Raw genomic sequence first — 16687 nt, forward strand, 5'->3', positions numbered from 1 at the left:
GGAAGGGATTTACTATATGTATGATTTTTTGATGATAGGGTGGGAATTAGATTACTCTAGAAATAGGGTGATGGTGGACAAGAGTAAACTAAAAATAAAAGAAGTACAAATAGGCCAAGGGAATATTCTGTTGAGATACATAAAAATATTTTTTCAAACTCTTTTTGCCTTAATTAGGTATAAGACGAACACTGTATATATACCGGCATTTAACCAAGCGAATGCACCTATTATTATTTTAATATCGAAAATATTTAGGAAGAAAATAGTTGTAGATATTTTAGTTTCGGAGTATGACACTATTGTAGAAGATCGAAAATTAGTTCCTAAAGGTTCATTAAAGGCTAAAAAGGCATATCTTTTAGATCAGATTTGTTTGAAATATGCGGATGTCTTAATATGTGATACAGAATTACATAAAAAATATTTCATTAATAAATTTGGATGTAGTGCTGAAAAAATTAGTGTTATTCCAGTGGGAGCGGAAGAGCATTTTACTTATATTCCTAAAAAGGGTTCTAATGAAATATTTACAGTTGTTTTTTATGGTGGATTTAGCCCGTTACATGGTATAGATATTATTTTAAATGCAGCTGCAGAATTAAAAAATGATCCAAACATTTCTTTCACTTTAGTTGGAAATGGACAAACAAAGCAACAAATGGTGAAATTAGCAGATAAACTAAAGCTAGAGAATATCACCTTTATTGATAGGGTTGATTATGAAAAATTACCATTATTTTTGAGTGAATTTGATGTTGGATTAGGCATATTTGGAGAAACGGATAAGGTAAAACGAGTAGTTCCAAATAAAGTTTATCAAGTAGCTGCCTGTCGATTACCTGTCATTACTGTGGATACGCCAGGGATTAAAGAGGTCTTTACTAATAATGCTAACATTATATTAATATCTCCTGAAGGGTTGGCTGCGAAAAATTTAGCAGATGCAATCAAAAAATTAAAATTAGATAATGGGTTAAAGGCTGAAATAGCTATGAATGGTTATAATTTAATGAAAGAACATTATAGTGTGCCCAAAATCCGTTCAATGTTTAACTCTTTAATTTAATAATAAGGCTAAGGAGTTTGTTATTAATATGAGTCATAAGGAAGTTTCAGCAGAAAATCAAGTTAATATAAACAGTGATACTAAAAGGTTTAGCAAAGATACATTGACTTATGGTATAGCGGTTATTATACCCGCTTTTATTGGGATTATATCAATTTCAATTTATACCCGTCTTTTTTCGACTGAGCAATTTGGTCAGTATAATCAGGTGTTTAATACAACTTTATTAATTACTACACTGTTTTCTCAATGGATTCAACAATCTATACAACGATATCGTCCACTGTATCGAAATGATGCAGAGGGACTAAGAGATTTTAATACCAATTTAGTTAATTTAATTTGTTTAATGTGTGTATTGATTTTACTATTAGCTGGCTTAGGAAGCTTTTTTACTAATGCACTGGGGGATTATGAACAATATTATTGGACATCTATTTTATTAATAATCACCCAGTTCTTATTTCTTACATTCGGTTCAGTGTTACAGGCAGATTTCAAAACAAAGAAATATAAAAATTTCAATTTACTAACATCTATATTTAAGTTTGGGATTGGATTAGCATTAATATTTTTTGTATATAGGCATCCAATTAGTATTATATATGGTTTGGTTTTAGGTCAAATATTTCTTCTAAGATCTATGTTTAAGAGTACAGGAATGTCTTTAAAAACATTTAGTTTAACTAGATGGAGTGAAACTAAAATATTCACTAAACAATTTATACTGTATGGGTTTCCGATGATAGGTTGGTTTATTGGAAATTCTATTTTAAATTTAGCTGATCGGTATATGTTGGAAGGTTTGGGGAGTGTACAAGATGTTGGAATCTATTCAGCAAATTATTCCATTGTAATTGCTTCGTTAGGGTTGCTAACGACACCATTATTAACAGCTGCACACCCAATAATTATGAATCAAGCTAATAAAGTAACAGATATAGAGTTAGGGAAGTTAATTACTTTTTTCTGTAGAATTTATATGCTGATTTCAATTCCTTTATTAGCATTTGTAACGGTTTTCCATAGAGAGATAACGAACTTATTTTTAGGCGAGGAGTTTAGAGAAGGCTCTATAATTATTCCTATTGTATTTTTAAGTTTAATTTTTTGGAATCTAGGTATGTATGGTCATAAAGGATATGAAATAAAAGAAAAAACAAAGATTATGTTAAGTTTTGTTTTAATTTCAGCGATAGTCAATATATTTTTAAATTATTTATTGATTCCTAAATACAAATATATGGGTGCGGCAGTAGCTACATTAATTAGTATGGCCTTATATCCATTGTTAGTGAGGATTTTTTCATCTCGTTATATTAAGTGGGAAATAAACAAGTTATCTACTTGTAGAGTAATAATCGCCTCAGTAATAACAGGGTTGATTGTAAATACTGTAAAAGATATGTTGTTTAATAATCAATTTTTACAGATTGCATTTGGTGGATGTGTAGGGTTAGCAATTTATATTACTCTACTTCTGTTATGTAGAGAACTTAATTATAAAGAGATAAAAAAGAACATTTTGAAAAGGTTAAGCAAACATTAATTGTATAGAAATATGGCGGTGACATAGTAGTGCAAAAAATTCTAATTGTAAATAGTTTTTATTATCCAGATATACGAGGGGGAGCTGAAATTTCAACCCAGCTTCTTGCAGAAGATTTAAGTAAAAATCACGAAGTATTTGTGCTTACTACTGGAAAAAATAGAGATGAAATAATCAAGGAAGAAATTAATAATGTTAAAGTTTATAGATTACCTTGTAAAAATATTTATTGGCCAAATAAAGGGGACAAGCGTAATAATATTAGCAAATTAATATGGCATTTGATTAATAATTATAATCCAATACAGAAAAAGATTATTAAAGAGATAATCAAGGAAATTTCACCTTCGCTCATTCATACTCAAAATTTAATGGGGGTAGGAACATACTTATGGGATGTAGCGGATGAATTAGACATACCTGTTGTTCATACAACTAGGGATTATGCTTTAATTAATCCTGTATCGAATGATTTGGTAAATCAATATATTAAATATTGTAATAAAAAAAGAAGCCAAAAAGTAAATTCTGTAGTAGGAATATCGAAATACATATTAAATGAGCATAATGAAAACAAATTTTTTAGAAAAGCTTCGAATAATGTAATTCATAATATTGTACAAGCCGAAAAATATCCTAAGCAGAAAAAAGAAGATAAAAAAGGGTTAACTTTAGGTTATTACGGACAATTGGAAACAAATAAGGGTATAGATATTTTATTACAGACTATTAAAGAAATTCCGCATTCTATAGTTGATAAAGTAATTATTTGTGGGGTTGGTTCCATTGAAGACCAATTGAAAACATTGGTACAAAATGATAAAAGATTCATTTTTAAAGGGAAAACACGATTAAAAGAAGTCTATAGGACTATGGCTAGTTCAGACTTAACAATTGTACCATCAGTCTGGGAGGAGCCGTTTGGTAGGGTTATAATAGAATCTTATCAGCAGGGAACACCAGTAATAGCTTCAGCTGTTGGTGGAATACCAGAAGTTATAAGTCAATCAGATTTTTTGTTTAATAATATAGAAGAAATAAAGGATAAGATAAATAAATTTTATTCTAGTGGCAATGAGGAAGTTCAGCAGATAATAGAAGATTGTTATATTCATGCTGAGAAATATAAGGATAATTTACAAGAATATTGCTCAGTATATAACCAGCTTTAAAAAATATTTTATTACTAACTAAGGGGCTAAAGATGAAAAAATATGTTTGGCCATTTTCTATAATTGTGATACTTGTAGTAGGTATTTTATCAAGCCTTATAAATTATAAGTTAATTACCTGGTTTATAGTTGTGGCCTCAATGTTAACACCAGCATTATTAGTGATTAAGGATTTTCGAAGAGAAGACTTTTTTCTAAGACCAACTTTTTGGTTTTTTGGTAGCCTATTATTATGGTCGATTACATTACCAATAGATTTTATGTTAGGAACTGAGGACAGAATAAGCTATGAGGCACTGTATGAAACGTGTCAATTATATGCTGTAGCGAATTTATCAGCTACTATTTCATTTGTTTTAGTGAAAAAGATATTCAAATTCAAAGGGTTAGATTGTAAAAGCTATTTTTTGGAACATAAAAGTCTCACAAGTGGTGTTTTATTTACATTTGTGGGGGTTTTGATGTTGGTGTATAAAATATCTTCTGATGGTGGATTAGCTACTATAGGAATTGAAAATCGATTAATAGGTATGCAGAATGCACAAGGAAATAGTATTTCCTTTCCATGGCAAGCAGCATTAAGTGTAGGTTTAATAAACTTAGCCATCTCTATAAGGAAAAAAATATATGTATATCTAATACTATTGACGTCATTATCATTATTTTTGATTTTCGGTTTTGGAGCTCGAGGAGATGTTCTCTTTGTATGTTTGCCAGCATATTTTATTTCACTCTATAAGTTGGGATTTTTCCGTCGCAAAAGGAATAAAATATTGGTAGTTATAGTTATTCTAATGGTTTTGTCGCCGATATTTACCATATCCAGAAATGTAATTATATACAATAAAAGTATAAGTGAATTTGAAAAATGGGAATGGGCATATAACACAGGAGAGACCGGAGGGGCGTTTAGGGTTACAAGTGATATTGTTAATTCAAATTTAATAATAAACTGGCCTGATAATATATACTCTATGGAAACGTTAAGTTTTTTACCCTCTAAGGTGTATGAAAGTATTTATGGACATAAAAAGTTTTCCTCAGATAAATTTTTTGTGCAAAATTACTATCCTTTGAGAGCTAAAAATGGAGCAAGCTTTGGTTTTTCGCCAGTAGCTGAATCATGGTTAGCAGGAGGAATCATGGGCATAGTATGTTTCTTTTTCTTTAGCGGTATCTTGTTAAATGTTATAAGGAAATATTCAGTTGTGTTATATCTATTGCCCACTTTTATGTGGTTCCAAAGGGTCTCTTTTGATACTTTTATAAATTCAGTTTTCTTTATTTGCGCATTTTATCTAATAACTGTTTTTATTAATATAGTTACAAAGCGCGTAGTCAATTAACTAGTGATTTTTAATAAAGATAAGAATAAAAAACTAGTATTTAATACTAGTTTTTTATTGATTATCTACTAAAGGAGTAGGTAGTTATGAAAGGGATTATTCTTGCTGGAGGTAGTGGAACTCGCTTATACCCTTTAACCCAAGCGGTATCTAAGCAATTATTACCTGTATATGATAAACCAATGATCTACTATCCGCTATCAGTGTTAATGCTTGCGGGTATTCGCGAAATTTTGATTATCTCTACACCACAGGATACACCTCGTTTTAAAGAGTTATTAGGAGATGGTTCACAGTTCGGGATAAAACTTGAATATGCTGTACAACCTTCACCGGACGGTTTAGCTCAGGCATTTATTATCGGAGAAGAGTTTATTGGCGATGATTCTGTAGCTCTTGTTCTTGGTGATAATTTATTCTATGGACACGGTTTAACAAAACTATTACAAAACGCCGCAGAACGCCAAGAAGGGGCAACTGTCTTTGGATATTATGTAAATGATCCAGAACGTTTTGGGGTTGTAGAGTTTGATGAAGGTGGGAAGGCTATTTCTATTGAAGAGAAGCCTCAAGAGCCAAAGTCACATTATGCTGTAACAGGTTTATATTTCTATGATAATCGTGTTATAGAAATTGCGAAGAATATTAAACCATCACCTCGTGGAGAATTAGAAATTACTGATATAAATAAGGTTTATTTGCAATTACAAGAGTTGCACGTTGAAATTCTTGGCCGAGGTTTTTCTTGGTTAGACTCTGGTACGCACGAGTCGTTATTAGAAGCATCTCAATTTATTGAAACAATTGAAAAACGTCAAAGTTTAAAGGTAGCTTGTTTAGAGGAAATAGCATTTAGAAAAGGATATATTACCCGTGAGCAACTATTTGAATTAGCAGAGCCGATGAAAAAAAATCAATACGGTCAATACTTGATTCGATTGGCAGAACAAAGTAAACAAAAACAACCAATTTATCAATAAAGGAGTACTTATAATGAAGATTGTTGAAACTAAAATTCCTGATGTAGTTATTTTAGAGCCTAGGGTATTTGGCGACCATCGCGGATATTTTATGGAAAGTTATAATAAAGAAGTTTTTGATAAGCTTGGTTTAGATTACGAATTTATTCAGGATAATCAATCTTTATCTGTACCAGCCGGAACATTACGTGGATTACATTTTCAGTTAAATCCTAAAGCACAGACAAAGATAGTACGCTGTATCACAGGTGCTATTTATGATGTAGCTGTTGACATTCGAAAAGGTTCACCTACATATGGACAATGGGTTGGTGTTATTTTAAGTGAACATAATAAACGCCAATTAGTCGTACCGAAAGGATTTGCACATGGATTTTGTACATTAGTGCCAAATTCGACAGTGGCTTACAAAGTAGATGAATACTATTCTCCTAATCATGATGCTGGTATTCTATGGAATGATCCAGTCTTAGGAATCGATTGGCCGGTGAGTGAACCAATCCTTTCAGAAAAGGATACTAAACATCCATTATTAGAAGAAGCAAATATTAATTTTGTGTACGAGAAATAAGGAGGAATAACATGAAAGTATTAGTAACAGGTGGCGCAGGGTTTATTGGAAGTAACTTTGTTCGATATATGGTGAAGAAGTACCCAGAATATAATATTGTAAATTTAGATTCATTAACATATGCAGGTAATTTAGAAAATCTAAAAGATATTGAGGAATCATCTAATTATAAATTTGTCAAAGGCGATATAGCAGATCGTCAGTTTATTAACCAATTATTTAAAGAAGAAAAATTTGATTATGTGTTAAATTTTGCAGCAGAGTCACATGTTGATAGAAGTATTACAAATCCTGATATCTTTATTCAAACGAATATTCAAGGTACACAAGTATTACTAGATGCTGCTAAAAATGCGGAAGTAAAAAAATACTTGCAAGTTTCAACAGATGAGGTATATGGAACTTTAGGCGAAACTGGTTATTTTACGGAAGAAACACCTTTGGCATCAAATAGCCCGTATAGTTCAAGTAAAGCTGGTGCAGATCTATTAGTTCGTGCTTATCATGAAACGTTTGGTTTACCAGTAAATATTACACGTTGTTCAAATAATTACGGACCATTTCATTTCCCAGAGAAGCTAATTCCTTTAATGATTATTAATGCACTAAATGATAAACAATTACCTGTATATGGTGATGGTTTAAATGTACGTGATTGGTTACATGTTGAGGATCACTGTCAGGCAATTGATTTAGTACTTCATAAAGGTGAAAATGGTGAAGTATACAATGTTGGTGGAAACAATGAACGTACAAATATTGAAATCGTAAAAACAATCTTAAAAGCATTGGATAAACCAGAATCTCTAATTAAGTATGTTACAGATCGTCCAGGTCATGATCGACGTTACGCAATTGATGCGACAAAACTTCGTGAAGAGTTAGGTTGGTCACCAAAGTATAACTTTGATACAGGTATTGAGCAAACTATTAAATGGTATTTAGAAAATCAAGATTGGTGGAAAAATATTATTTCCGGAGAATACCAAGAATACTTCAAGAATCAATATGCGAATAGATTAGAGGTATAAAACATGAAAGTATTAGTAACAGGGGCAAAAGGTCAGTTAGGACAAGATGTATTATGTTTACTAGAAAATCAACCGTGGGAAGTTTTTGGGTTTGGTAGAGAAGAGCTAGATATTACAAATGAAGAACAAGTACGTGAAAAAGTACTAGCTATAAAGCCTAATATTATTATTCATACAGCAGCATACACACAAGTAGATCAAGCTGAGAGTGATGAAGAAACTACCTTCAAGGTTAATGCTGAAGGGACAAAATATCTAGCACAAGCTGCTGAAGCAGTGGAAGCAAAATTTTGTTATGTAAGTACTGATTATGTTTTTGATGGGACAAATAATGAACCTTATAAAACAAATGATGAAACAAATCCACAAACTATATATGGGAAATCTAAGTTAGCTGGAGAACAATATACATCTGAATATTGTTCTAAGTATTTTGTTGTTAGAACTTCTTGGGTATTTGGTTTACATGGTAATAACTTTGTAAAGACCATGTTACGTTTAGCGGACGAAAGAAGTGAGTTGGAAGTTGTTAGTGACCAGTTTGGATCACCAACATATACGAACGATTTAGCTAGATTTATTATAGAACTTGTAGAAACTAATAAATATGGGATTTACCATGCTTCTAACTCGGGGGTTTGTTCTTGGTACGAATTTGCAAAAGAAATATTTAGACAATCGAACAGAAATGTCAATGTAAACGCAATATCAACAGCAGAGTTTCAAAGACCTGCACAGCGTCCAGCTTACTCTGTTTTAGAACAAAAAAAAATAGCGGAACAGGGCTTAATTATGCTTCCAAATTGGAAAGAAGCTTTAGGACGTTATTTATCTCAAATGTAAATTTTTTATGTGAAAGGAAGGATAATAGATGAATATTGCAGTAGTAGGAACAGGCTATGTAGGGTTAGTAACAGGAGTTTGTCTATCAGAAATTAACCATCAAGTAATATGTATAGATACGGACGAAGAGAAAGTTCGAAAAATGCAATCAGGTGTTTCACCTATATATGAACCAGGTTTAGATGAATTAATGCAAAAAAACATTAAAAAGGGCACTTTGCATTTCTCAAGTAATCATCAACAAGGATTTAGAAACGCAGAAATCATATTTATTGCTGTAGGGACGCCACAATTACCTGATGGATCTGCAAATTTACAGTATGTAGAGACAGTTGCAAAATCAATAGCTAAATATGTTCAAAAAGATGTCATTGTTGTTACAAAAAGTACAGTTCCTGTTGGAACAAATGATTTTGTTAAGAAAACAATTTTAGATAATCTTGAAAAGGATGTGAAGGTTAGAATTGCATCTAATCCCGAGTTCTTGCGTGAAGGATCTGCAATTCAGGATACTTTTCAGGGAGATCGTATTGTTATTGGAACCGAGGATGAAGAAACAGCAAAAATATTAGAAGGAATGTATCATTCATTTGGTTTACCAGTTTTTAAAACTGATATTTACAGTTCTGAGATGATTAAGTATGCCTCAAATGCATTTTTAGCAACTAAGATTAGCTTTATTAATGAAATTTCTAATATTTGTGAGAAATTAGGAGCGAATGTTGAAGATGTTGCAGGTGGGATGGGTATGGATCACCGAATTGGAAGAGCATTTTTAAATGCCGGTATTGGTTATGGGGGCTCATGTTTCCCAAAGGATACAGAGGCACTTGTTCAAATAGCTGGCGGAGTTGAACATGATTTTCACCTATTGAAGTCTGTGATTGAAGTGAATAACAGTCAACAGGCTCAAATAGTAGAGAAGGTTAAAGCTCGAATGAAAAATTTAGCAGGAAAAAAAATAGCTATGCTAGGATTAGCATTTAAACCAAATACAGATGATATGAGAGAAGCAGCCTCTATTGTAATTGCAAATAAGTTAATCAAAGAAGGGGCTAAGGTTATAGCATATGATCCAATTGCGATGGAAAGTGCTAAAAAAGTATTGCCTCAAGAGGTAGTATATGTAGATTCTCTAGATAAGTGCCTTGAAGGAGCAGAAGCGACTATTATAGTAACTGAGTGGGAAGAATTTAAATCGATGGATTTAAATAAATTTAGAAGTTTAGTTAAAAATGCCATTCTATTCGATGGAAGAAATTGCTTTAATTTAAAAGTGATGGAGGAACAGTGTGTCGAATATTATTCTGTTGGTAGACCTGTTGTTAATAATAAAGACGAAGAAGTTTTAGTATGAAAATATATATAAACGGTAGATTTTTAACACAAAAGGTAACAGGTGTACAACGAGTAGCGCATGAAATCGTTAAACAATTAGATAATTTAGAAGCTAGTATGGAAATAATTATACTCGTTCCTAGAAATACATTACAAGATATAGAAGTAGATTTTCAAAATATAAAAATTAAAGAAATAGGTTTTTTAAAAGGTCATCTTTGGGAACAACTAGAGCTCCCTTTATATACATTGAATAACTTATTAATTAATTTTTGTAACACAGCTCCTTTATTTAAAAAGAATCAAATTGTATATATCCATGATGCTGCAGTATATTCCAGACCAACTGGCTATTCTAAAAATTTTGTTCGTTGGTATAAACTTTTATATTTGTGCACATCTAAATTTTCTAAGAGGATTATCACAGTTTCTGACTTCTCGAAAGATGATTTGGTAAAACACCTTCCAAATTTAAAAGATAAAATTACAGTTAGTCATATAGCGGTTGATCATATGGATAAGGTTGCATTTGATGATAGTATATTAAGTGAGAATGACTTAAAAGAAAAGCAATACTTATTAGCTGTGAGTAGTATGCATCCTAATAAAAATTTTGATCTTATAATAAAAACTCTAGAAGAGATGGTTAATTTTAATGAGCAAATTGTGATTGCTGGAGGTCAAAATTCAAAGGTTTTTTCTAATACATTTGTAAAGAAGAATCCCAATGTGAAATTTGTAGGTTACGTGACTGATGAACAATTAAAATCATTATATAGTAAGGCGAGGGCGTTTATTTTTCCGTCGTATTATGAAGGGTTTGGCTTACCACCTTTAGAGGCAATGAGCTTAGGGTGCCCAGTTATAGCTTCTACAGCAGCCTCTATCCCTGAAGTTTGTGAAGAAGCAGCTCTATATTTTGACCCGGATAGTTCTATAGAACTAAAAGAGTGTATTAGTCAAATCTATGAAGATGATCAAATTGTTGAGGAAATGCGAAATAAGGGTTTACAAAGAAAAGACGCATTTAGCTGGGAACAAACAACAAAAATTCTTTTGAGCGAATTAAAAAAATATAAATAGCAAGAGGGATTATATGAAAATAGCAATAGTGCACGATTGGTTAGTAACATATGCTGGTGCTGAAAAAGTATTAGAGCAAATGCTTGAGGTATTCCCGGAAGCAGATTTATTTAGTCTAGTTGATTTTTTAGATGAAAAAGATAGAGGATTTATTAAGAATAAAAAGGTTAGTACGACATTTGTTCAGAAGCTACCTTTTGCAAAGAAAAAATATCGAAATTATCTTCCCCTAATGCCTTTGGCTATTGAACAATTAGATTTATCAAAATATGATGTTATTCTTTCTAGTTCTCATGCTGTGGTAAAAGGGGTTTTAACAGGACCAGATCAGTTGCATATATCTTATGTACATTCACCTATTCGTTATGCATGGGATTTACAGCACCAATATTTAAAAGAGGCAAATTTGGAAAAGGGTCTTAAGGGGCTGTTAACAAAGTCTATTTTACATAAAATAAGAAATTGGGATTACCGTACTGCAAATGGTGTAGATTATTTCGTTGGTAACTCTAAGTTTATTGGACGTAGGATATGGAAAGTGTATAGAAGGGAATCAGAAGTTATTTATCCACCTGTTGATATCTCCGCATTTACACTACATGAACCAAAAGAAGATTTTTATATGACTGCATCGCGTATGGTGCCATATAAGAAAATTGATTTAATTGTTGAAGCATTTGCACATATGCCAGACAAAAAGTTGATTGTAATTGGTGATGGACCAGATTTTGAGAAGATAAAGGCAAAAGCTAAAGGTAATGTTCAGCTTCTAGGTTACCAATCGTTTGAAGTATTAAAAAGTCATATGCAACGTGCAAAGGCGTTTGTCTTTGCGGCAGAAGAGGACTTTGGCATTACACCAGTTGAGGCCCAGGCTTGTGGTACACCCGTTATTACATATGGTAAGGGTGGAGCTACAGAAACTGTTTTAGATTTAAATCATGACAAACCAACTGGCCTATTCTTTAAAGAGCAGACTGTTGAAAGTATTGTTGAGAAGGTTAATGAATTTGAACAAAGTTATGATAAGTTTATTCCATCTAATTGTAGGGAGAATGCTATAAGATTTTCTCCAGAAAGATTTAGAGAAGAGATTAGAAGTATTGTAGAGGAAAAATATAAAGAGAAATTTCTAGGGTGAAGAGGTAATAACTTCACCTCTTTTTATTTTTGTAAAGGAGTGGAAATATGAAATTAATATTATTATCTGGTGGTTCTGGAAAGCGTCTTTGGCCGTTATCCAATGATTCACGTTCTAAACAATTTTTAAAAGTACTTAAAAATAATAATGATGAAATGCAATCGATGGTTCAAAGAGTGTGGGGACAATTAAAGAATTTAGGCATTGAAAACGATGCAGTTATTGCTACAAGTAAATCTCAGGTAGACATGATTAATAATCAATTGGGAAATGATGTACCCATTATAATTGAACCAGAGCGTCGTGATACATTCCCAGCAATCGCCCTTGCTGCTTCATATTTATACTCTAAAGAGCACGTTGATTTGAATGAGGTAGTAGGTGTATTACCTGTAGACCCATATGTAGAAAATAGTTTTTTTGAAAGGTTATTGGATTTAGAAAAAGCATTAAGCTCTTCAAATGCCGATTTAGGTTTAATGGGGGTTACACCTACATATCCATCTGAAAAATATGGTTATATTGTTCCAAATGTAGAGACAAGCACACAGGAAATTATTCAGGTAAGCCATTTTAAAGAAAAGCCAGTAACTGCAGAAGCTGAAGATTTGCTAAAACAAAATGCGCTTTGGAATTGTGGTGTATTTGCATTTAAATTAGATAAAATTATTTCTCTATTAGATCAAAAAGGGCTTCCGGTTCAGTATGATGTATTAGTTCAACAATATGCAAGTTTACCAAAGATAAGTTTTGACTATGAAGTAGTCGAAAAAACAGAAAATATTATTGCACTTCCTTATAATGGTTCATGGAAAGATCTTGGAACGTGGAATACTCTTACAGAAGAAATGGGAACAAACATCCTTGGTAAGGGAAATATGGGAGATGAGTGTGAGCAGAATCATATTATTAATGAATTAGATATCCCAGTTTCTGTGTTAGGTCTTTCTAATATAATTGTAGCTGCTAGCCCAGATGGTATTTTAGTTTCAGAAAAAGAGGCTAGCCCTCGAGTGAAAGAATTAGTAGGAGATTGGGATCAAAGACCAATGTATGAAGAGCGTCGTTGGGGTTGGTACCGTGTACTAGATCATACAAAATATAATGATGGAAACGAAGTATTAACGAAGCGTATTGGCATTACAGCTAGTAGAAATCTAAGCTACCAATATCATAATAATAGAAGTGAAGTTTGGACAATTGTAAAAGGTGAAGGTATTTTTGTACTAGATGATGAAATACGGGTTGTTCGCCCTGGGGATGTATTAGAAATTCAGCCAGGAGAGAAGCATGCAATTAAGGCTGTTACAGATTTAGAATTTATTGAGGTGCAATCAGGTAGCGAATTAGTTGAGGAAGATATTGTTCGAGTTTATATGCAATGGAGCGAAATAGAGGAAGTTTGTTATTTAAAAAAGTAAAAGTCAGTAGTAAGTGCAACTAGAGGTGGAGTTATTTTGTATAAAGAACCATTATTTTTTCAACCAGTGTTACAGGAGCGGATTTGGGGAGGAGAATCTTTAAAAGGATTTAATTATGAATTACCTTCACAAACAACCGGCGAATGCTGGGGAATTTCTGCCCATTTAAATGGACCAAGTATAGTAAAGAGCGGTAAATATAAAGGTTTAACATTGAAACAACTATGGGATGAACATAGAGCGTTATTTGGGAACTATCAGGCGGATCAGTTCCCTTTACTAACTAAAATTTTGGATGCCGAAAAAGATTTATCTGTACAGGTACATCCAAATGATGAATTTGCAAATATTCATGAAAATGGTGAGTTAGGAAAAACCGAATGTTGGTATATTATTGACTGTAAAAAAAATGCCGAAATGGTATATGGACATACTGCTCAAACTAAAGAGGAATTTAAGGACATGATCGAAAGTAATGATTGGAATCAATTACTGCGACGAATACCAATTAAGCCTGGAGATTTTTTCTATGTACCAAGTGGAACGATTCATGCGTTATGTGAAGGAACATTAGTGTTGGAAACACAACAAAGTTCAGATACGACATATCGTGTGTATGATTATGATCGTGTTGATAGTGTTGGAAATAAACGAGAACTACATGTTGAAAAATCAATCGCCGTATCAATGATTCCCCATGAGGATTATAGAGTTTATCCTGAAATTGAAAAAGAGAATGGTGCTATTATTACTAAATATGTAAGAGAAAAGTACTTTTCAGTTTGTAAATGGGAGATTCAAATGGAAGCATCTTTTCAGCAGAATCAACCGTTTCAATTAGCTAGTGTAATCGAAGGTGAAGCCATTTTAAGAACTCTAAGTGGGGAATTTAGTATAAAAAAAGGAGATCATTTTATTTTTCCTGCTGGAATTGAAAGCTTTGTTATAAAAGGGAATGTGACCTTAATTGTATCTCATCCATAGAATATGTCACATTAATTTTACGATTTAGCTTTATCATTTATTAGTATTGCTATAATATAATTAAGAAGTCTTAGCATTTTGTTTGTAATTATAAGCAAAGAGGGTATAAGAATGAAAAAGAAAATTTTATTTTGGATTCTCGGTATAATAGGTGTTCTTATTATTGGAGGCGGTGCATATGCATATCATGTTTATTCTAACATATCAAATACATTAGATGCTGTGCATAAACCGTTAGATCGTGAAAAGTCAGATAAGCGATCAGAAAAGGTAGAGGTAGCAGATAAAAAACCAATCTCAATTTTGTTAATGGGAAGTGATCAACGAAAAGATGAGGTAGGACGATCAGATTCTCTTATGTTGTTTACTTTAAATCCAAAAACAAAATCTATGAAAATCACAAGCATACCACGTGATTCTTATACAGAAATTGTTGGGAAGGGTAAAAAAGATAAGATTAACCATGCTTATGCATTTGGTGGTATCGATATGGCTGTAAAAACAGTTGAGAATTTTCTTAACGTACCAGTTGATCATTATATTGAAGTAAATATGGCTGGTTTTAAAGACATTGTTGATGCTGTTGGTGGAGTAGATATTAATAATGATATGGACTTTACAATTGATGGAGTTCATTATGCAAAAGGTGACTTACATTTAAATGGAGATAAAGCATTACTATATTCTAGAATGAGATATCAAGATCCACGCGGTGACTTCGGTCGTCAAATGCGTCAACGTCAAGTTATCCAAGCGGTAATTAAAAAAGGTGCAAGTGTATCTTCTCTAGCAAGCTATGGTGATGTATTAAAAGCGATTGAGAAAAACGTTAAAACAAGTTTAACGCAAGATCAAATGTTTGATATTCAAAAGAACTATAAAGATTGCATGCAGAATAGTGAAGAAATTCAAATTCCAGGTGATGGTCACAAAGCCGCTGATGGTATTTGGTATTACTATGTTCCAGATGCAGCGAAACAAGATTTAACGAATAAGTTAAGAGCGCATCTTGAATTGACTAAGTAATATGTAACAACCCAACTCCTTTGGAAGGAGTTGGGTTTATTTTTGCATGGATTTATATTAATATTATATGTTGTGAGATTAATAGATGAGGTGAATTGATGAATAAGAAAGCAGTACTTGTTCTTGTTGTTTTTGTATTGTTTGTTGCTTCGATTGTGAGTGGTAAATTGTACTGGAATAAGAAGATTGCAAATGCGACAGGACAGACGAGTGAAGTAACGAAAACAAAGGCTGAAGTGAAAGATAGCGGAGCGAAGAAAGAAGAGAAAAAGGAAGAGGAAAAACAAGATGCGAAGTCATCTTTTAATGAGGCATACGCGAAGAATTTGCCAGATGCAGTGAAAGAGAAGTTAAAGAAAGCTGCTGAGGATAAAAAGGCAGTAAATCTTGTTATTATTGGTGATGAAGCCTCTTCATCTGAAAAAGGTACTTGGGCAGCTAAGTTAACGGCTAATTTAGAAACTGCTTACGGTAAAGGTTTATGGAAAGTGACGGTAAAGGAATATAAGGGTGAAAGCACAGAAGAATTAATTACGAATAAACGTGATAAAGAGATTGCGAAAGAGAATCCTGATGTAATTTTATTTGAGCCACCATTTATTACTGATAATGGTAAAACTGGTAATGGGAACTCTGTCGCAAATACGCAGAAGTTCGTTCAATCACTTTCTACTAGTGCAAAGGGTGCTACAATTATGATTCAACCATCAAATCCAGTGTATGGTGCGAAGAATTATCCGAAGGCAATTGAGGCATTGAAACAATTTGCAACGCAAAATAATTATACATATGTTGATCACTGGGGAGCATGGCCTGATGCAACAACAAAGGCTATCTTACCATATTTACAAGAAGAGTTTGGTTTCCCAAGTGCAAAGGGTCACGAAGTTTGGGCGCAATATGTAACGGATTATTTTGTAGCTAAGTAATAAGAGGTATGTGTAAATAACAGAAATTAATTTATTACTTTTTAAGGTATGTATTTTGTAGCATACCTTTTTAATTTGAAATTGGAGGATAATAGAATGAATTGGAAACAAGAATTTAGTCGCTGGCTTTCTTACGCACAATTAGATGCAGAATTAAAAGAACAGCTAGAAAATATGAAGCAAGATGAGAAGAAAATCGAGGAT

16 protein-coding genes are annotated in these 16687 nt (G+C 32.6%); all 16 read left to right on the forward strand.

Annotation, left to right across the window (positions count from 1 at the left end):
* Positions 1–73: 73 nt before the first annotated feature.
* On the forward strand, positions 74–1069 hold the full coding sequence (locus MR168_RS15855; protein ID WP_242291419.1) for a glycosyltransferase family 4 protein: 996 nt from the start codon (positions 74–76) through the stop codon (positions 1067–1069).
* A 28-nt stretch (positions 1070–1097) separates the two neighbouring features.
* Complete coding sequence (locus MR168_RS15860; RefSeq protein ID WP_086412164.1) at positions 1098–2618, forward strand: lipopolysaccharide biosynthesis protein; 1521 nt, start codon at positions 1098–1100, stop codon at positions 2616–2618.
* 29 nt (positions 2619–2647) lie between these two features.
* Entirely contained in the window at positions 2648–3790 is a 1143-nt protein-coding gene (locus tag MR168_RS15865) for a glycosyltransferase family 4 protein (protein WP_086412163.1), read from the forward strand.
* 32 nt (positions 3791–3822) lie between these two features.
* Entirely contained in the window at positions 3823–5136 is a 1314-nt protein-coding gene (gene wzy, locus MR168_RS15870; protein WP_086412162.1) for an O-antigen polysaccharide polymerase Wzy, read from the forward strand.
* 86 nt (positions 5137–5222) lie between these two features.
* Positions 5223–6116 (forward strand): glucose-1-phosphate thymidylyltransferase RfbA, encoded by an 894-nt coding sequence (gene rfbA, locus MR168_RS15875; RefSeq protein WP_086412161.1) that lies wholly within the window; start codon positions 5223–5225, stop codon positions 6114–6116.
* A gap of 13 nt (positions 6117–6129) precedes the next feature.
* The gene (gene rfbC / locus MR168_RS15880; protein WP_086412160.1) at positions 6130–6687 is read left to right on the forward strand and encodes a dTDP-4-dehydrorhamnose 3,5-epimerase; all 558 of its coding nucleotides are present in this window, start codon (positions 6130–6132) and stop codon (positions 6685–6687) included.
* A gap of 11 nt (positions 6688–6698) precedes the next feature.
* Positions 6699–7718 (forward strand): dTDP-glucose 4,6-dehydratase, encoded by a 1020-nt coding sequence (gene rfbB / locus MR168_RS15885; RefSeq protein WP_098295345.1) that lies wholly within the window; start codon positions 6699–6701, stop codon positions 7716–7718.
* 3 nt (positions 7719–7721) lie between these two features.
* Positions 7722–8561, forward strand: coding sequence for a dTDP-4-dehydrorhamnose reductase (gene rfbD, locus MR168_RS15890; protein WP_086412158.1), 840 nt, complete (start codon positions 7722–7724; stop codon positions 8559–8561).
* A 28-nt stretch (positions 8562–8589) separates the two neighbouring features.
* Entirely contained in the window at positions 8590–9918 is a 1329-nt protein-coding gene (locus MR168_RS15895; protein WP_086412157.1) for a UDP-glucose dehydrogenase family protein, read from the forward strand.
* Entirely contained in the window at positions 9915–10982 is a 1068-nt protein-coding gene (locus MR168_RS15900) for a glycosyltransferase family 4 protein (protein WP_086412156.1), read from the forward strand. The genes MR168_RS15895 and MR168_RS15900 overlap by 4 nt, the downstream gene beginning before the upstream one ends.
* 13 nt (positions 10983–10995) lie before the next feature.
* A complete protein-coding gene (locus MR168_RS15905; protein WP_242291420.1) occupies positions 10996–12123 on the forward strand; it encodes a glycosyltransferase family 4 protein in 1128 nt (375 codons plus the stop codon).
* Positions 12124–12170: 47 nt separating this feature from the next.
* Positions 12171–13544: a sugar phosphate nucleotidyltransferase gene (locus MR168_RS15910; RefSeq protein ID WP_063246285.1), complete on the forward strand. Its 1374-nt coding sequence runs from the start codon at positions 12171–12173 to the stop codon at positions 13542–13544.
* 36 nt (positions 13545–13580) lie between these two features.
* Positions 13581–14528, forward strand: coding sequence for a mannose-6-phosphate isomerase, class I (gene manA / locus MR168_RS15915; protein ID WP_086412240.1), 948 nt, complete (start codon positions 13581–13583; stop codon positions 14526–14528).
* A gap of 111 nt (positions 14529–14639) precedes the next feature.
* The gene (gene tagU / locus MR168_RS15920; RefSeq protein WP_016123866.1) at positions 14640–15554 is read left to right on the forward strand and encodes a polyisoprenyl-teichoic acid--peptidoglycan teichoic acid transferase TagU; all 915 of its coding nucleotides are present in this window, start codon (positions 14640–14642) and stop codon (positions 15552–15554) included.
* Positions 15555–15652: 98 nt separating this feature from the next.
* Positions 15653–16483 (forward strand): SGNH/GDSL hydrolase family protein, encoded by an 831-nt coding sequence (locus MR168_RS15925; protein ID WP_016123865.1) that lies wholly within the window; start codon positions 15653–15655, stop codon positions 16481–16483.
* 96 nt (positions 16484–16579) lie between these two features.
* Positions 16580–16687 (forward strand): phosphoglucomutase (locus MR168_RS15930; RefSeq protein WP_242291421.1); only part of this gene is annotated, 108 nt, incomplete at its 3' end.

Origin of the sequence: Bacillus cereus group sp. BfR-BA-01356, assembly GCF_022663635.1 — a bacterium.
Classification (GTDB): Bacteria; Bacillota; Bacilli; order Bacillales; family Bacillaceae_G; genus Bacillus_A; species Bacillus_A cereus.